We start from the raw sequence: 17049 nt of genomic DNA, 5'->3' as shown, positions 1-17049 counted from the left end.
GACATGACCTCTCGGCAAACAGCGACGATGACATGCGTAAAAAACCGGTAGCCACGCAGGAGATGGCGGCTACCGGAACTCGCCGGGTCGGCATTCGCCGGCGATGCAGCGCTCAGGAATGGGTTACTTGGCGATCTCGTGGTCGGCGAGGGCCTCCAGGGCACGGACCAGGCCGGCGTGATCCCAGTCGGCCCCGCCATGGGCGACACAGGCCTGGAACAGTTGCTGGGCATTGGCCGTGCCCGGCAATGCCAGGTTGAGGCTGCGCGCGCCCTCCAGGGCCAGGTTGAGATCCTTCTGGTGCAGCCGGATCTTGAAGCCCGGATCGAAGGTGCGCTGGATCATGCGCTCGCCATGCACGTCGAGAATCTTCGACTGGGCCAGGCCGCCGAGCAGCGACTCGCGAACCTTGGCGACATCGGCACCGGCCCGCGAGGCGAACAGCAGACCCTCGGACACCGCCTCGATGGTCAGGGCGACGACGATCTGGTTGGCCACCTTGCAGGTCTGGCCGGCACCGTGGCCACCGATGTGGGTGATGGTCTTGCCCATGATGTCGAGCAGCGGCTTGGCGCGGGAAAAACCTTCCTCGGTGGCGCCCACCATGATGGTCAGCGCAGCATTGATGGCGCCGCCCTCACCGCCGGACACCGGGGCGTCGACGTATTCGCCGCCGGCCTCATGGATGCGCTGGGCGAACTGCTGGGTGGCCAGCGGGGCGATGGAGCTCATGTCGATGACCAGCGTGCCGGGCTGAAGCCCCTCGATGACGCCGCCCTCACCGAACAGCACCTGCTCGACGTCGGGCGTGTCCGGCACCATGGTAATGACCACCTCGCTGGCCTCGGCCACGGCCGCCGGCGAGTCGAGTTCACGCATGCCCTTGTCGGCCAGCTCGCTGGCCAGCGGCTTGTCGCGCTTGACGGTGACCAGCTCGTGGCCAGCATCCAGCAGGTGGCCGGCCATGGGGCGGCCCATGATGCCCAAACCGATGAATCCGATCTTGCTCATGATTGTTCTCCTTTCAAACAGTCGCTTGGCCACCCTTGCTCTTGGCGTCGGGGTAGCCCGGCGCCCCTGAGCGAAGGGTGAGCACAATTCTGGTCTCGCTCAGTGAATGCCTTCCATCCAGCCCAGTCCTTCCCGTGTCGTGGTCGCTGGCTTGTACTCGCAGCCGATCCAGCCGTCGTAGCCCAGCCGCTCCAGATGCCGGAACAGGAAAGGGTAATTGATCTCGCCGGTGCCTGGCTCGTTGCGCCCCGGGTTGTCGGCCAACTGGATATGCGCGATACGCGGCAGGTACTTTTCGAGCGTGGCGGCCAGATTCCCCTCCATGACCTGCATGTGGTAGATGTCGTACTGCAGCTTGAGGTTGTCCGAGCCGACCTCGTCGAACAGGGCCAGCGCCTGCTCGGTGCGGTTGAGGAAGAAACCCGGAATATCGCGGGTGTTGATCGGCTCGGCGAGCAGCAGAATGCCTGCCGCCTCGAGCTTGTGCGCGGCGAAGCGCAGGTTGTCGATCAGCGTCTGGCGGGCATCGGCATCGCTCACCCCGTCGGGCTTGATGCCGGCCAGGCAGTTGACCTGTCGACAGCCCAGCGCCGTGGCGTATTCGATGGCCCGGTCGACGCCCTCGCGGAACTCCACGATCCGGTCGGGGTGACAGGCGATGCCGCGCTCGCCGGCGCCCCAGTCGCCTGCCGGCAGGTTGTGCAGCACCTGGGTCAGGTCATTGGCCTCCAGGCGCTCCTTGAGCTGCTCCGGGCGATAGTCGTAGGGAAACAGGTACTCCACGCCGCGATAGCCGGCCTCCGCGGCGGCCTGGAACCGGTCGAGAAAATCCTCCTCGGTGAACAGCATGCTGAGGTTGGCGGCAAACTTGGGCATGTCGGTCTCCTTAATTATTGCGCTGTGTCGTTGTCATTCACTGAGCGAGGCGATGGAGGTCGGCGCATCGTCCGCCTCCTCGGCGAGCGCCTCGAACTCGTTGACGCCGTCGAGCTCGGTGCCCATGGCGATGTTGGTCACCCGCTCGAGGATGATCTCGACCACCACCGGCACGCGATGCTCCCGCATCAGATCCCGGGCCTGGGCGAAGGCACCGGCAATCTCCTCGGGGCGCGTCACGCGCAGCGCCTTGCAGCCCAGGCCCTCGACCACCGACACGTGATCGACGCCATAGTCGTTGATCTCGGGGCAGTTGACGTTCTCGAACGACAGCTGCACGCAGTAGTCCATGTCGAAGCCACGCTGGGCCTGGCGGATCAGCCCCAGGTAGGAATTGTTCACCAGCACATGGATATAGGGCAGCTTGAACTGCGCCCCGGCAGCGAGTTCCTCGACCATGAACTGGAAGTCATAGTCACCGGACAACGCCACGATCTCGGCCTCGGGATCAGCGCGGCGCACACCGAGCGCGGCGGGTACGGTCCAGCCCAGCGGCCCGGCCTGGCCACAGTTGATCCAGTGGCGCGGCTTGTAGACGTGCAGGAACTGGGCGCCGGCGATCTGCGAGAGACCGATGGTGCTGACGTAGCGGGTGTTCTTGCCGAACGCCTTGTTCATCTCCTCGTAGACGCGCTGGGGCTTGACCGGCACGTTGTCGAAGTGGGTCTTGCGCAGCAGTCGGCGCTTGCGCTCACGGCATTCCTCGGCCCAGTCGCCGCGATCCTTGAGTCTTCCGGCTGCCTGGCGTTCGCGTGCTACCTCGACGAACAGGGCCAGCGCCGCGCCGGCATCCGAGACGATGCCGTAGTCGGGGCCGAACACGCGCCCGATCTGGGTCGGCTCGATATCCACATGCACGAAGGTGCGGCCACGGGTATAGGTTTCCACCGAGCCGGTGTGGCGGTTGGCCCAGCGATTGCCGATGCCGAGCACGAAATCCGACGCCAGCAGGGTGGCATTGCCGTAGCGGTGCGAGGTCTGCAAGCCGACCATGCCGGCCATCAGCGGGTGGTCGTCGGCGATGGTGCCCCAGCCCATCAGGGTCGGCACCACCGGCACGCCGGTCAGCTCGGCGAATTCGACGAGCAGGTCGCTGGCGTCGGCGTTGACGATGCCGCCTCCTGCGACCAGCAGCGGTCGCTCAGCCGCCTCGAGCATGTCCAGCGCCTTCTCGACCTGGGCGCGCGAGGCGGTGGGCTTGTAGGCCGGAAGGGGCTCGTAGGTGTCGAGGTCGAACTCGATCTCACTCATCTGCACGTCGATCGGCAGGTCAATGAGGACCGGGCCGGGGCGCCCCGAGCGCATCAGGTGGAAGGCCTGCTGGAAGGCGCGCGGCACCTGGGCAGGCTCCAGCACGGTGACCGCCCACTTGGTGACCGGTCCGGCAATGGCCTGGATGTCCACCGCCTGGAAATCCTCCTTGTGCAGCCGGGCGCGCGGCGCCTGGCCGGTGATGCACAAGATCGGGATGGAGTCGCCCGACGCCGAGTAGAGTCCGGTGATCATGTCAGTGCCGGCAGGGCCGGACGTGCCGATGCAGACCCCGATGTTGCCGGCCCGGGTACGCGTGTAGCCCTCGGCCATGTGCGAGGCACCCTCGACGTGGCGTGCCAGCACGTGATCCACACCTCCTATCTTGCGCATGGCGGCGTAGAACGGGTTGATGGCGGCACCGGGGACGCCGAAGGCGACCTCGATGCCTTCCTTGCGCAACACATGCACGGCAGCTTCTGCGGCAGTCATCTTGGCCATGACCGAATCCTCCTGGATACGTTTGTTGTTGTATACAAAAGCTAGGCGGCCTCTTCTTGCCTGTCAATATTTATGGAAAATATTTCCAAATAATTTTCATGGCCAGCATGGCATAGGCTGAAATGCTTTGGAAGCTTGAATTTATCCTTATGTTTAAAAAGGATTTTTTAAAATTTATCTACGATGACCTGTCGTTTGCCGAGTTATCGCTAGCCTGTTAGTCATTTTTCATAAAATGGAAATTATTATTTTAATGTGGAAGTGGCGACAGTGGTCGGTTGCTTGTCGCCAGTGGTCATTCTTTGGTCTAAGTACGTGCGCCTTCAGTGGCATCCCGCAGACGCAATATCCGCTTGGTAAAAGGCAAGGGGAGTAATGTCGTGAATCATTCTGGAAGCCGCTTGAAACAAGGCGTCGGCGTAATCATGCCCGGCCGACCGGGGCGCGTTCGATGAGCGATAGCTGCGCGTGACCGGTTGGCTGGTTTTTTCTTTTTGACCATTTGGTATACAAAGATTTGTGGATATGGTCGTTTATTGTGAATACGCTTTGAGTTGATCCGAGTACACAATTAACAAGCCGGACCCAATACCATGTCCACAACCAAGTCCTGCACGTCGGTTTTCGACTTCTACGGCAAGCCGCCCCTGACCAAGGCACTGCCGCTCTCGCTCCAGCATATCCTGGCCATGATCATGGGTACGGTGACCGTGCCCATCATTGTCGTTGGCGCCGTCGACGCGCCGCTCGAGGACAAGATGGCCCTGATCCAGATCTCGTTGATCTTTTCCGGGATCTCGACGCTCATCCAGCTCTATGCCATCGGCAGGTTGGGTGCGCGTCTGCCGGCGATCTTTGGTGTGGGATTCGCCTATGTACCGACCCTGACCGCGATCGGTAGCCAGTACGGGCTCAGTGGCATATTGGGTGCCCAGGTCGCGGGCGGTGTCGCCATGATGCTGGTCGGTCTGTTCACCAAGCGCATCCGCAACCTGTTCCCCCCGGTGGTCGCCGGCAGCGTGGTACTGGTCATCGGCCTGTCGCTCTATGACATTGCCATCGGTTACATGGCGGGGGGTATCGGCAGCCCGTCGTTCGGCGCGCCGCTCAACTGGGGCATCGCCCTGGGTACGCTGCTGGTGGTGCTGTTCGTCTCGCAGTTCTGCAGCGGGTTTCTCAAGCTGGCCTCGATCATCTGCGGCATCGGTGCGGGATACCTGGTGTCGATGAACGCCGGCCTGGTCGACCTGAGTCCCATCGACGAGGCGCCCTGGTTCACCGCGCCGCGTCCGCTGGCCTTCGGGCTCGAGTTCCACACGGCAGCCATCGTCTCGATGGTGATCATCTGCGTGGTCAACTCCGTACAGACCATTGGCGACCTGTCGGCGACCACGGTCGGCGGCATGAACCGTGAATTGGATACCCGGGAGTTGTCAGGCGGGCTGCTGGGTAATGGCTTCAGCACCATCATTGGCTCGTTCTTCGGTGCCCTGCCGACCTCGTCGTACAGTCAGAACGTGGGGATCGTCGCCATGACCAAGGTGATCAGCCGCGTCGTGCTGGCCCTGGCGGCGGTGTTCATGCTGGTGGCGGGATTCATTCCCAAGTTCGGCGCCCTAATGACCACCATTCCCTTTCCGGTGCTGGGCGGGGCGACGGTGCTGGTGTTCGGCATGATCACCATGACCGGCATCCAGTTGATCATCAAGGATGAGTTGTCCGCGCGTAACCTGACCATCGCCAGTCTGTCGCTGGCATTGAGCATGGGCATCTACGCCATGCCCGAAGCCATTGCCCGGTTTCCCGAGACACTGCAACTGGTGCTTGGCGGGTCGCCCATCGTGGTGGCGGCAGCGGTGGCGTTCGGTCTCAACCTGATCCTGCCCAGAAAGTCGCTGGCCGACGAAGAGGAAGAGCGTCGCCAGATCGAGATCAAGCTGAGCGAGTAACAGCGAGGCAGACGGCGGGAATGCCGGGGCGGGCGAGCCGTCCCGGCAAAGCCATCACTGGTTCTCCAGGCTGTCCTGGAAGCGCTCGAACTCGTCTGAGTCGATGCGCTCGTCGTCGTTCAGGTCGACCTCGTTGTAGTCCCGGTAGGTGTTGTAGAGCGCCCGGTCGTCCTCGTTGCCGCCATCCTCGGCCTGCATTCCGGTACGGATGTTGGCAATGCCACCATCCCATTCTTCTCGACTGATGTCACCCGAAGCATCGGTGTCCCAGAAGGCGAAGTCGCTTTCATCGCTTTCCTGGGCATGGGTCGTGGCAGCCATCGACATGACCAGCGCCGATCCTGCCATGAGCGTAAGCCAATGACGTTGCATGGACGTTTCCTCCCTGAATGAATGCGTCCCTTTCACTGTAGTGCCGTTGCACTGTGAGGCAAACCCGGCCTTCCAGGGCCGGGCATGTCGTGAGCGCGGCTAGAGGATCATCGCTGCAACCCAGCCGAAGGCGATCAATGGCAGGTTGTAGTGCAGGAAGGTCGGCACACAGGTTTCCCAGATGTGATCGTGCTGGCCATCGGCGTTGAGTCCGGCTGTGGGGCCCAGCGTCGAGTCCGAGGCGGGGGAGCCCGCATCGCCGAGTGCTGCTGCTGTACCGACCAGCGCGACCGTGGCCATCGGCGAGAAGCCGAAGCTGAGCGCCAATGGCACATACAGCGAGGCAATGATGGGAATGGTCGAGAACGACGAGCCGATGCCCATGGTAATGAACAGGCCCACCAGCAGCATGATCAGGGCGGCCAGACCTCGGTTGTCACCGATCACCTCCACCGAACTCTGCACGAGTGTCTCGACCTCGCCGGTGGCCTGCATCACGCCGGCGAAGCCGGACGCGGTGATCATGATGAATCCCACCAGGGCCAGCATGCGCATGCCCTCGGTGAAAATGTCGTCCTGCTCACGCCAGCGAAACACCCCGCTGACCGAAAGGATGGCGAAGCCGAGGATGCCGCCCAGCACCATGGAGTCGAAGACCAGCTGGGTAACCAGGGCGCCGACAATGGCGATCACCAGCACGGCCTTCTGCCACGGGGCGAGGCGCTTGGCGGTCTCGACCTTGGCGGCGACCTGGGCATGACGCTGGTCGCTGTGCGACAGGTCGCGGTCCTCGTAGTCGCGCCGACGCCGGTAGCTCAGGGTCAGCGCCACGACCAGACCCAGTGCCATGCCGCCAATGGGCAGCAGCATGGCCAGCGGCACGATGTCGGGCGTCACGTTCAACCCCATGGCGGCGCCGGCGTCATTGACGTTGCTCAGCAGGATGTCGTTGAGAAAGATGGCCCCGAACCCGACTGGCAACAGCATGTAGGGCGCGGTGATGCCGAAGGTGATGGCACAGGCCGCGGCGCGACGATCCATGTGCAGGTGGTTCATCAGCTTGAGCAGCGGCGGCACCAGAATGGGGATGAAGGCAATGTGCACGGGAATCAGGTTCTGCGAGAAGATCGCGGCGATCAGCAGAATGCCCAGCAGGGCGAAGTAGATTCGGGTGCGGTGCGGGGTGCCGCGGTCCAGCTGCAGCCGGTCGATGGCCTTGGCGGAGAGCAGTTCGGTAATGCCCGAGCGTGACAGGGCCACGGCAAAGGCGCCCAGCGTGGCATAGGCCAGGGCGATGGTGGCACCGTTGCCGAGACCGTCGTTGAAGGCGACGAGCACGTCGGAAACGCTCATGCCGCTGACCAGGCCGCCGACCAGGGCGGCAACGATCAGGGCGAAGACCACGGAAACGCGGGCAAGACTCAAGGCGACCATCACCAGGATGGCCAGAACGATTGCATTCATCGGTATTCCTGAATGGCTTGTATGGCGGAGGAAACAACGCATCGCCCCACGACGCCATGGCGCCACGGGGCGAGAAGCGGGGCATGATACCGTAACCGCCCGGGCGATGCCCGGTGGCGCTAGCGTGACGATCTGCCGCTCAGGCTCGCCGCTGCTTCTGCCGCAATACCGTCCTCCGCTTGAAGCCCCCGGTAGATCGCCTCGCGCTCGGCATCGGGCTTGTGCTGGCTGGCCTTGTGCTTGCCGGTCAGTCGCTTGATGGTCAGCTCGACCCCGACAATCGCCCGGCACATGTTCTCGATGTAGTCGGCCGGAGCATCTGCTACCGACCAGGGCGTGGCCCGCGAGCGCTCGAAGCGCTCGAAGCGCTCGCTCAGATCGCTCACGACATTCAGGAGCCAGGCGGGGTCGTGGATGAAGCGAAGTCGACCGTGTGCGTGAACGATGTGGTAATTCCAGGTCGGCACCACCCGACCGTGCTCGCGCTTGTCCGGGTACCAGTTGGGCGTGATATAGGCCTGCGGGCCGTGAAAGATCGCCAGTGCCTCAATGTCGCCTTGGTGCCAGAGGGGGTTGGCACGGGCGACATGACCGCGCAACACGCCGTGTTCACTTGCGGTGGCATCGAAGATCAACGGTAGGTGATCTGCCATGACGCCACGATCCGAGGCGAGGGCCAGCGTGGCAAAGGGATACCGGTCGATGATGTCCCGCAGGGCACTGGTCTCGGTCATGGCAAAGTGGCGGGGCAGGTACATGGGGGGCCTCGAGGGTCGGTGAGTCAGGTTGCGGCGGCGCGCGGCGGCAGCTCTGCCGCCGCGGTCAGCACCGACAGCGCCCGGTGCTGCCGGCCGTGGGCATCGAAGTTGTCTGGCGACAGCCAGCGTTCGAAGACCGGCATGAGCTGACGCCACTCGCGATCGAGCAGGGAGTACCAGGCGCTGTCGCGGTTTCTGCCGTTGACGACACGGTGTTGGTGGAAGATGCCCTCGAAGCGCAGGCCGAGACGTTGCGCCGCCCGACGTGACGGGGCGTTCAGGGCATCGCATTTCCACTCCAGGCGCCGAAAGCCCAGGTCGAAGGCATGACGCATCATCAGCACCAGCGCTTCGGTAGCCGCGGGGGTTCGAGCCAGGCGGGGCGAGAAATTGAGATGACCCAACTCAACACTACCGTGCGCCGGTTGGATATTGAGCCAGGCCGCCACTCCCAGGGCACTGCCGCTCGCGGCCTCGATCACCGCCATGAAACGTGGGTCGTGTCCCGCACCGCACTGTCGTAACCAGGTGTGACAGCCTGCTGTGTCGGCAAAAGGCCTGCCGCCCAGGTAGGTCCAGCGCGCTTCGCCGTGTATATAGTCGGGGATCGCCGGATCGGGCTGCCGCCAGGCCTCCCACAGTGTGTTGCCGTGCTGCTCGGCAGATAGCGGTTCGAGGCGGCAGTAGCGACCCTGCAGCATGAGATCGCCCGGTAGTATTGGCGGTTGCCAGTCGGGCACCGGATGGCCGACTGGCTGACCGAATCGGTTGGTCGTCGTGGTCATGGGCAAGCCTCAATCACAGCCGCAATCGTTCGGCATGTAGCCGACCAGACATCCGGGCGCTTCGCCGCTGGCGATGGGGTGGCCATCGCGTTGCCAGAAATCGAGCCCGCCGAGCAGCTCCTTGACCCGCAGCCCGTGACGAGCAAGCTTCCAGGCGCCCTTGGTCGAGGCATTGCAGCCGATGCCGTCGCAGTAAGTGATGTAGACACGATCCATCGCCAGCACGCCCAGGCGATCCGGTGTCATGTCTCGATGCGGCAGGCTGATGGCGCCGGGAATGTGGCCTGCCAGATACTTCGCCGAACTGCGGGTATCGATGACCACGATATCCTGGATGCCATTAGCCAGATCCTCGGCCAGATCCCAGGCATCGGTGTGATGACTCAGCTTGTCGGCCATGGCGGCAGCGGTCGCTTCGGGCGTATCCGGCGGGAAGGCAAGCACGGCGGATGTCGGTGACGGCATGTCAGGTCTCCAGTTGATCGATAGCGAGTGGCAGTCGGCTCAGTCTGGCGGCATAGTGGTTCCCCAGTAAGGGCCAGTTAATGTCAATTGAGGGGAACCAGTGGGCACAATACGGGCACGTAGTGACTGGATCGTCGAGGCGCTGGCCACGTGCCTGACAAAATCCACGGCACAGCCTCGGGCGCAATGTCTGTACGAAGCCCTGCGCAGTTGGATCCAGGACGGCGAGCTGGCCTCGGGAAGCGCATTACCTTCATCACGGCGACTGGCCCGTTCACTGGGGCTGGGGCGCAATACGGTACTGGCTGCCACGGATCGCCTGGTGGCGGAGGGCTTCGTCGAGACGCGCCAGGGCGCCGGGCTGTTCGTGGCCGAGTTGCCCGCGCCGCCAAAGGCGCTGCGCGACGCGCCCTTGCCGACGGCGGCAATGCGGCTATCGCGACGCGGGCAGCGACTGCTGGATTTCTGCGCCACGCTGAGTACGGGACACTGCGCCTTTGCCCCCGGCGTGCCGGCGTTGGACCAGTTCCCCCGCGAGCGCTGGCAGCGCCTGTTGCGTCGTCATCAGCACCGTGCCGAGACGCGCTGGTTCGACTACCAATCCCAGGGTGGCCTGCCGGCGCTGCGCGAGGCGCTTTGCGACTACCTGCGCCTGTCGCGTTCGGTGAACTGCCGCCCCGAACAGATTTTGATCACCCAGGGTGCCCAGCAGGGCTTCGAGCTGATTGCCCGAATGCTGGCCGACCCTGGCGACACGGCATGGATCGAGGAGCCCGGTTATGGCGGCGCCCAGGCGTGCTTTACGGCGGCGGGCCTGAATATCGTCCCCGTGGCGGTGGACGACGATGGCCTGCAACCCGAGGCCGTGCCGGCCGGGTCGCCAGCGCCGCGGCTGATCTACGTCACCCCGTCGCACCAGTACCCCAGTGGCGTGACCATGCCCCAGGCGCGGCGTCTGGCATTGTTGGCTGCCGCCGAGCGGCACGGGGCGTGGATTGTCGAGGACGATTACGACAGCGAATTTCGCTATACCACGGCGCCGGTGGCCTCGTTGCAGGGCCTGGCAGTGCATACGCCGGTGATCTACGTCGGCACGTTCAGCAAGGTGCTCTATCCGGGGCTGCGGCTCGGCTATCTGGTGCTGCCCGACGCCCTGGTCGACGGCTTCCGGCGGGCCAACGCCCGCCTGCACCGGGAAGGCCAATATGTCGTCCAGTCGGCGCTGGCCGAGTTCATTGTCGAGGGCCATTTCGCGCGTCATGTGGCTCGCATGCGCACCTGCTACCGTCAACGTCAGGCTGCCCTGCGCGATGCCCTGGCACCGGCCGTGGCGCAAGGGCTCGTGCTGTCCCAAGGCCAGGCCGGGATGCATCTGGTGGCCCGGCTGGATTCGCATGCCACGGAGAGCCAACTGGTCGAGGCGGCACGGGCGCAGGGCATCGTGCTGTCTCCGCTGTCGCGCTATTACCTGCAGGGGCCCGGCCAGCCCGGCCTGGTGCTGGGATACGCCGGGGCCGACGAGGTCGAGATTGACCGCGCCGGCACCTGGCTGAGCCAAGCCTGGCTGGCGGCAAGGCAAGCCTCGGCTCAGGCCGGCGAGGCCAAGGCGGTGAGCTCGTCGTAGAGCGTTTGGGGAATGATCACGCCATGTGCCCGGCTTCGCTCCCGAGCCTCGAAACGTCGCTGTGAGGGCAAACGCGCGCCTTGATCGAGGATCGCCTCGAACAGCGTCTCGGCATGCTGCTGATGCCTGGCCTTGTCACTGCCCAGAAATGCCTCGAGCGAGAATGCGAGGATCAGTTCGCCGTGGTGGGGCTGGCCCTTGCCGTCGGGCGTGGCGGCCTGAGTTTCGTGGCCCAGCAGGTCGCCGATCAGCGGGCCCGCCAATAGCTCGATCATGGTCGACAGCGCTGATCCCTTGTAGCCGCCGAAGGGTAGCAGTGCGCCATCGAGCGCAGCTTGCGGGTCGGTCGTCGGGTTACCCTCGCGGTCGATGGCCCAGCCCGCCGGCAGCGCTTTTCCGGCACGTTGGTGCAGCTCGATCTCGCCGCGGGCCACTACGCTGGTGGCGAAGTCGAAGGTGTACGGCGTCTTGCCGGGACGTGGCCAGGAAAAGGCGAAGGGATTGGTGCCGAACAGCGGCGACCTGCCGCCCGCCGGGGCCACATAGGCATGGCTCGGCGTCATCGCGATACCTGCCAGGCCCTGTTCCGACAAGGCCTCGACCTCCTGCCAGAGCGCCGAGAAATGAAAGCCGTTATTGATGGCCAGGGCGGCCATGCCGCTGCGACTGGCTTTTTCCACCAGGTGCGGCAGCCCCCGCTCGAATGCCAGCAGTGATGAGCCGCGCCGGGCATCGACTTTCACAACGCTTGGTGCCTGGTCGATGACCTGTGGTTCGGCGTCAGGGTCGAGGCCGCGGTACCGGGCCGTCTGCACGCATCCGATCAGCCGGTAAAGCCCGTGGGAATGGCATTCGTCACGCTGGGCTGCCAGCACGCTGCGGGTGATCGCCTCGGCATGGGCCTGATTGAAGCCGTTGTTCGAGAGGACCCGGTGGCTCAATGCCTCGGCATCCGCCAGCGAGAGAGTGATTTCCTGGGCCATGGTGTTCTCCTGACGTTCGATATGAACAACTCGCCAAAGTGTCCGTTCGTATTCGTACTACATAGTATCTAAAGCGGTGTGCCTGTCTCGACATTCGACGTTCGACTTACGGCTGGCGAGTCTGGCCCAACGAAAAACCCCGGCACGTGGCCGGGGTCCTTGGAGACTATGCAGCAGAAGCGATGTCAGCGCACGTTGTCGACCGGGGAGTGGCCGGCCAGCTCGCGCTGCATGGCCTTGGCGGTGTAGGCCACGCCGTAACGGCCACGCGCCCAGGCGTACATGGCCAGGCCCAGGAACATCCAACCACCGAACACCACCCACTCCACCGGCAGCAGTGCAGACGGGCTGCCCGGCAGGTACAGGAAGATCATGCCCAGTGACAGGATCACGGCCAGGCCGCCGACCAGCATGCCGTGGCGGACCTTGAAGGGGCGCTCGAGGTTGGGTTCACGACGGCGCAGGACCAGGAAGGAGAGCGCCACGAACAGGTAGGCGGTGACGATGCCCAGGCCGCCGGCATCGACCAGCCAGACCAGGGCCGGACGGCCGAAGAAGGGCGCCAGGCTGGAGACGATGCCGATCATCAGGATGGCGTTGACGGGCGTCTTGTGACGCGGGTGCAGCTTGGCCAGGAAGGCAGGCAGCATGCCGGCCTCGGCCAGGGCGTAGATGGCCCGCGAGCCGCCGATGTAGAAGGCGTTCCAGCTGGTGATGATCCCGGCGACACCGGCCAGTACCATCAGCTTGCCGGCCCACGGTGCGGCGAACACTGCCTGCATGGCATCCGGCACCGCCAGCGAGCTGGCCGAGAGGGCCTGGGGATCGAGCATCAGCGAGGTGCCCAGAATGATCAGGGCATACCAGACCACGGCGAGGAGCACCGAGAACATCAGTACGCGACCGATCTCGCGGAATGGCAGGTTGATCTCCTCGGCGGCCTGCGGGATGACGTCAAAGCCGACGAACATGAACGGCACCATGATCATCACGATCATGATGCCGCCGATCACGCCGTTGTCGACGTTGAACAGCGGATCCATGGTGGCAACGTCGCCGGTGAACAGGGCACCGGTGATGAACATGATTCCCACCACCAGGATCAGCAGTGTCACCAGCTTCTGTACCAGCGCGGCGGTGCGGATGCCGACGTAGTTGATGCCCATCATCACCAGCGAGCCGAGTACTCCGACCGCCACCCAGGTAGCCTCCACGTCCCAGCCGGCTACGGTCCACAAGTAACCGACCGAGTATCCCGGGAAGAGATGGTCGATCACCGTGGGCAAGGCGACGGCTTCAAAGGAGACGACGCTCATGTAACCCAGCACGATGCTCCAGGTACAGACGAACGATGCGAAGTGCCCGAGGGCGCGGTAGCTGTAGACATGCTCGCCACCCACCTGCGGCATGGCGGAGGCCAGCTCGGCGTAGGTCAGGCCGACCAGGATGATCGCGATACCGCCGACCAGAAATGCCGTGATGGCGCCCAGACTGCCTGCTGACTCGATCCAGCTGCCAGTCATGACGATCCATCCCCAGCCGATCATTGCCCCGAAGGCCAGGGCGAGAACGTCCTTGCGTGCCAGCACACGCGACAACTGGCTCGTCGAATTCGGATTGGCCATTGTGGTTTTCCTGTTGTGGTTGAATTGTTAGGAGGTTAAGTAATTGTTTTATATAACTAACAGGCGGCCAATATAATTTACCGGGATGCCTGGAACAAGCATCATGCGGCGCCGGAGCGCATTTTGTGAAATCTTTTCAAGTATAGCGCGGCGGCACCATGACAGAATGTGACGCGTCGGGAAATCTTGCAGCGATTGCCAGCGGGCTCAGGCCAGGCCACGAGCGCGCATGACCTCGGCAATGACCGGTACCGGGGTCATGAGATGCTCACGCATCAGGGGGACGGCACGTGCCACGTCGCGCGCCAGGATGGTCTCGACCAGCGCTTCGTGCTCGCGACGTTTCTGCTCGATCGCCGCGCCGGAGAAGACGGTCTCGCAGAGCCACAGGTGGCGGTAACGCTCTGCCTGGTCGAACAGTGCCTCACGCACCTGCAGCAGATGATGCGAGCCACAGCCGGCGGCAATGGCGCCGTGAAAGGCCTTGTGCCTCTGATCCCATATCGCCAGTACCTCCTCCGGTCCACTGACGTCGACCACCTTGTTCAAGGTGTGCGCCCGGGCCAGGATCTCCGCCTCCCAGGCGTCGTCGCCACGTTCGATCGCCAACTGCACGACCAGCCCCTCGAGCTGCGCCCGGGCATCGTAGATATCTTCCAGCTCATCGACCGACATTGGAGCGACACGATAGCCGCGCTGGCTCACGGCCGTGACCAGACGCTCGGCCACCAGTTGTGAAAGCGCCTCCCGCAGCGGGCCGATGCCCAGTCCGTAACGCGTTTTCAGTCCACTCATCAACAGCTTGGTGCCGGGTGGGTGGATACCACGGATGATGTCGCGCTTGAGCCAAGCGTAGGCGCTCATTCCCAGGTTCTGGCGGGGAGGGGTGTCCATGGGGGCATATCCAAAACGATGACGCCGGCCATCATACCGAAAGCGGGCCAGGTGGACGAAACAGCGGCGTTGTTTATTTTTGACGTTTTATAAAAATGTAGATATTTTTATAAACGCTCGATATTCACAAGGAGACCTGCCATGACCGCCCTGACCCGTTTGCCGGCTGCCGCCATGCCGATACCCCAGACTCTTCACGGCTTCCGTCTCGAGGCGTCATCGCCCTCGCCACGACTGCTGAACCTGCACTTCCCGGCCGAGACGGTGCAGGCGTTTACCGATGCCGTGGCGCACTGGCCGGTTCAGGCGCTGGAGTACAAGTCATTTCTGCGGTTCCGGGTGGCGAAGATTCTCGACGACCTGTGTCGCAACACCTTGCAGCCAGTGTTGATCAATACGCTGGTGGACCGGGACACGGGGGCGCTGCTGGTCACGCCGGAGGGGCTGGACCGGGTCGAGCAGGCCGAGGAGATGGTGAAGTTCGCCACGGCAGTGGCCCACCTGATGGGGCGTTCCAACTTCGATGCCATGAGTGGCCAGTATTATGCCCGCTTCGTGGTGAAGAACGTCGACGACTCGGACAGCTACCTGCGCCAGCCGCACCGGGTCATGGAGCTGCACAACGACGGCACGTTCGTCGAGCAGGACACCGACTACGTGCTGATGATGAAGGTCGACGAGCAGAACATGCAGGGAGGCAACTCGTTGTTGCTGCACCTGGACGACTGGGAGGAGCTCGAGACGTTCTACCACCACCCGCTGGCCCGTCGCGAGATGCGCTGGACGGCACCACCTAGCAAGAAGGTCGACCGTGACATCTTTCATCCCGTCTTCGACGTGGATACCGAGGGGCGCCCGATCATGGCCTATATCGACCAGTTCGTGCAGCCGAAGAACTTCGAGGAAGGCAACTGGCTGGCCGAGCTTTCCGACTCCCTGGAGGGAAGCGCGCACAAGCTATCGGTTCCCGTGCCGACCGGCAGCTTCCTGTTGATCAACAATCATTTCTGGCTGCATGGCCGCGACCGCTTCACGCCGCACCCCGAACTGCGTCGCGAGCTGATGCGTCAGCGTGGCTATTTCACCCATGCCAAGACACTGCGCCAGCCGCGCCAGCTATGAACCGATAACTCGGCCGCCATCAGGGTGGCCGAAGGCGTTTTCCTGACAGCGAGGCGCACGTGTACGACTTCATCATCATCGGCGGCGGCATCCTGGGCCTGTCCACCGCCATGCAGCTCATCCGGGCCTACCCCGACAGGAAGATGCTGCTGGTCGAGAAGGAAGACGGCCCGGCCCGCCACCAGACCGGCCACAACAGCGGCGTGATCCACGCCGGCGTCTATTACACCCCGGGCAGCCTCAAGGCGCGCTTCTGCCTGGAAGGCAACCGCGCCACCAAGGCCTTCTGCGACGAGCACGGCATCGCCTACGACACGTGCGGCAAGCTGCTGGTCGCCACCAACGACCTCGAACTGCAGCGCATGCAGGCGCTGTGGGAGCGCACCGAGGCTAACGGCCTGGAGCGCACCTGGCTCACGGCAGGGGAGCTGCGCGAGCGCGAGCCCAACATCACCGGCGTGGGCGGCATCTTCGTGCCCTCCAGCGGCATCGTCAGCTACGCCGAGGTCGCTGCCGCCATGGGCCGCGAGTTCGAGGACGCCGGCGGCGAGATCCGCTACGCCACGCCGGTCACCGGCCTGCAGGAACGCAGCGGCGAGGTCGTGGTGACCACCGGCCGGGGCGAGTTCACTGCCCGCCACCTGGTGTCCTGCTCGGGGTTGATGGCTGATCGCGTGGTGCGCATGCTGGGCATCGAGCCGGACTTCACCATCTGCCCGTTCCGCGGCGAGTACTACCGGCTGCCGGCTCGGCACGACCGCATCGTCAACCACCTGATCTACCCGATTCCCGACCCGTCGATGCCGTTTCTGGGTGTGCATCTGACGCGCATGATCGACGGCAGCGTCACGGTCGGCCCCAATGCGGTGCTGGCCTGGAAGCGCGAGGGTTACCAGAAGAGCGATATTTCCTTGGCGGATAGCCTGGCCATGCTTCGCCATCCGGGGATCCGCAAGGTGCTCAAGAGCAACCTGCGCCCGGGGCTGATCGAGCTGAAGAACTCGCTGTACAAGAAAGGCTACCTGGAAGAGGTGCGCAAGTACTGTCCGAGCCTGACGCTGGACGATCTCGAGCCCTATCCGGCGGGGGTGCGTGCCCAGGCGGTCTCCAACGCCGGCAAGCTGGTCGACGACTTCCTGTTCGTGAACACCCAGCGCACGGTCAACGTGTGCAACGCGCCGTCACCGGCGGCGACCTCGGCGATTCCCATCGGGGCGCATATCGTCGCGCAGGTCAGGGCGCTGGTGGAAGGCTGAGGCTGCCAGTAGGCGCACCACAATGGTGCGAATCAGCTATGCTGGCTTGCCTT

General features: G+C 63.9%; 15 protein-coding genes. 4 read left to right on the top strand and 11 right to left on the bottom strand.

Annotated features, from left to right (window positions below):
- Positions 1 to 123: 123 nt before the first annotated feature.
- The 3 genes from BM194_RS16895 to gcl form a co-directional block, all read right to left on the bottom strand.
- Positions 124 to 1011 (bottom strand): 2-hydroxy-3-oxopropionate reductase, encoded by an 888-nt coding sequence (locus tag BM194_RS16895; RefSeq protein ID WP_092849196.1) that lies wholly within the window; start codon positions 1009 to 1011, stop codon positions 124 to 126.
- Positions 1012 to 1110: 99 nt separating this feature from the next.
- Positions 1111 to 1887, bottom strand: coding sequence for a hydroxypyruvate isomerase (gene hyi / locus BM194_RS16890; protein WP_092849194.1), 777 nt, complete (start codon positions 1885 to 1887; stop codon positions 1111 to 1113).
- Between the two features lie 33 nt (positions 1888 to 1920).
- Complete coding sequence (gene gcl, locus BM194_RS16885; protein WP_092849191.1) at positions 1921 to 3699, bottom strand: glyoxylate carboligase; 1779 nt, start codon at positions 3697 to 3699, stop codon at positions 1921 to 1923.
- A 593-nt stretch (positions 3700 to 4292) separates the two neighbouring features.
- On the opposite strand from gcl, the gene BM194_RS16880 reads away from it, so the two are divergent.
- Positions 4293 to 5648, top strand: coding sequence for a uracil-xanthine permease family protein (locus tag BM194_RS16880; RefSeq protein ID WP_092849188.1), 1356 nt, complete (start codon positions 4293 to 4295; stop codon positions 5646 to 5648).
- 54 nt (positions 5649 to 5702) lie between these two features.
- Here BM194_RS16880 and BM194_RS16875 read toward each other — a convergent pair whose 3' ends face one another.
- The 5 genes from BM194_RS16875 to BM194_RS16855 form a co-directional block, all read right to left on the bottom strand.
- On the bottom strand, positions 5703 to 6020 hold the full coding sequence (locus tag BM194_RS16875; protein WP_092849186.1) for a hypothetical protein: 318 nt from the start codon (positions 6018 to 6020) through the stop codon (positions 5703 to 5705).
- A 99-nt stretch (positions 6021 to 6119) separates the two neighbouring features.
- Positions 6120 to 7484: a Na+/H+ antiporter family protein gene (locus BM194_RS16870; protein ID WP_092849183.1), complete on the bottom strand. Its 1365-nt coding sequence runs from the start codon at positions 7482 to 7484 to the stop codon at positions 6120 to 6122.
- A 119-nt stretch (positions 7485 to 7603) separates the two neighbouring features.
- On the bottom strand, positions 7604 to 8242 hold the full coding sequence (locus tag BM194_RS16865; RefSeq protein WP_092849181.1) for an FMN-binding negative transcriptional regulator: 639 nt from the start codon (positions 8240 to 8242) through the stop codon (positions 7604 to 7606).
- A 23-nt stretch (positions 8243 to 8265) separates the two neighbouring features.
- Positions 8266 to 9027 carry a GNAT family N-acetyltransferase gene (locus BM194_RS16860; protein ID WP_092849179.1) on the bottom strand — a complete coding sequence of 254 codons (762 nt, stop codon included), beginning with the start codon at positions 9025 to 9027 and terminating at the stop codon, positions 8266 to 8268.
- Between the two features lie 9 nt (positions 9028 to 9036).
- Positions 9037 to 9492 (bottom strand): rhodanese-like domain-containing protein, encoded by a 456-nt coding sequence (locus BM194_RS16855; RefSeq protein WP_092849177.1) that lies wholly within the window; start codon positions 9490 to 9492, stop codon positions 9037 to 9039.
- 100 nt (positions 9493 to 9592) lie between these two features.
- Between BM194_RS16855 and pdxR the strand changes: the two genes are divergently transcribed.
- On the top strand, positions 9593 to 11116 hold the full coding sequence (gene pdxR / locus BM194_RS16850; protein WP_092849175.1) for a MocR-like pyridoxine biosynthesis transcription factor PdxR: 1524 nt from the start codon (positions 9593 to 9595) through the stop codon (positions 11114 to 11116).
- On the opposite strand, the gene BM194_RS16845 is transcribed toward pdxR, so the two are convergent.
- From BM194_RS16845 to csiR, 3 genes are all read right to left on the bottom strand, one after another.
- Positions 11080 to 12099 carry an Ldh family oxidoreductase gene (locus BM194_RS16845; protein ID WP_092849172.1) on the bottom strand — a complete coding sequence of 340 codons (1020 nt, stop codon included), beginning with the start codon at positions 12097 to 12099 and terminating at the stop codon, positions 11080 to 11082. The genes pdxR and BM194_RS16845 overlap by 37 nt on opposite strands.
- Positions 12100 to 12284: 185 nt before the next feature.
- Complete coding sequence (locus BM194_RS16840; protein WP_092849170.1) at positions 12285 to 13724, bottom strand: APC family permease; 1440 nt, start codon at positions 13722 to 13724, stop codon at positions 12285 to 12287.
- Between the two features lie 207 nt (positions 13725 to 13931).
- Positions 13932 to 14618 (bottom strand): DNA-binding transcriptional regulator CsiR, encoded by a 687-nt coding sequence (gene csiR / locus BM194_RS16835; protein ID WP_092849168.1) that lies wholly within the window; start codon positions 14616 to 14618, stop codon positions 13932 to 13934.
- Between the two features lie 141 nt (positions 14619 to 14759).
- On the opposite strand from csiR, the gene glaH reads away from it, so the two are divergent.
- Positions 14760 to 15740, top strand: a complete 981-nt coding sequence (gene glaH, locus BM194_RS16830) for a glutarate dioxygenase GlaH (RefSeq protein WP_092849165.1) — start codon at positions 14760 to 14762, stop codon at positions 15738 to 15740.
- A 59-nt stretch (positions 15741 to 15799) separates the two neighbouring features.
- Positions 15800 to 16996, top strand: a complete 1197-nt coding sequence (gene lhgO / locus BM194_RS16825) for an L-2-hydroxyglutarate oxidase (protein WP_092849163.1) — start codon at positions 15800 to 15802, stop codon at positions 16994 to 16996.
- The last annotated feature ends 53 nt before the right edge of the window (positions 16997 to 17049 follow it).

The sequence above is a fragment of the Modicisalibacter xianhensis genome (assembly GCF_900113605.1).
Classification (GTDB): domain Bacteria; phylum Pseudomonadota; class Gammaproteobacteria; order Pseudomonadales; family Halomonadaceae; genus Modicisalibacter; species Modicisalibacter xianhensis.
This window is presented reverse-complemented; position numbering and strand designations above follow the sequence as displayed.

Bases quoted from the DNA above. Each gene is read 5' to 3' on its own strand.
- BM194_RS16895 (WP_092849196.1), bottom strand. From the start codon at position 1,011: ATGAGCAAGATCGGATTCATCGGTTTGGGCATCATGGGCCGCCCCATG.
- hyi (WP_092849194.1), bottom strand. From the start codon at position 1,887: ATGCCCAAGTTTGCCGCCAACCTCAGCATGCTGTTCACCGAGGAGGAT.
- gcl (WP_092849191.1), bottom strand. From the start codon at position 3,699: ATGGCCAAGATGACTGCCGCAGAAGCTGCCGTGCATGTGTTGCGCAAG.
- BM194_RS16880 (WP_092849188.1), top strand. From the start codon at position 4,293: ATGTCCACAACCAAGTCCTGCACGTCGGTTTTCGACTTCTACGGCAAG.
- BM194_RS16875 (WP_092849186.1), bottom strand. From the start codon at position 6,020: ATGCAACGTCATTGGCTTACGCTCATGGCAGGATCGGCGCTGGTCATG.
- BM194_RS16870 (WP_092849183.1), bottom strand. From the start codon at position 7,484: ATGAATGCAATCGTTCTGGCCATCCTGGTGATGGTCGCCTTGAGTCTT.
- BM194_RS16865 (WP_092849181.1), bottom strand. From the start codon at position 8,242: ATGTACCTGCCCCGCCACTTTGCCATGACCGAGACCAGTGCCCTGCGG.
- BM194_RS16860 (WP_092849179.1), bottom strand. From the start codon at position 9,027: ATGACCACGACGACCAACCGATTCGGTCAGCCAGTCGGCCATCCGGTG.
- BM194_RS16855 (WP_092849177.1), bottom strand. From the start codon at position 9,492: ATGCCGTCACCGACATCCGCCGTGCTTGCCTTCCCGCCGGATACGCCC.
- BM194_RS16845 (WP_092849172.1), bottom strand. From the start codon at position 12,099: ATGGCCCAGGAAATCACTCTCTCGCTGGCGGATGCCGAGGCATTGAGC.
- BM194_RS16840 (WP_092849170.1), bottom strand. From the start codon at position 13,724: ATGGCCAATCCGAATTCGACGAGCCAGTTGTCGCGTGTGCTGGCACGC.
- csiR (WP_092849168.1), bottom strand. From the start codon at position 14,618: ATGGACACCCCTCCCCGCCAGAACCTGGGAATGAGCGCCTACGCTTGG.
- glaH (WP_092849165.1), top strand. From the start codon at position 14,760: ATGACCGCCCTGACCCGTTTGCCGGCTGCCGCCATGCCGATACCCCAG.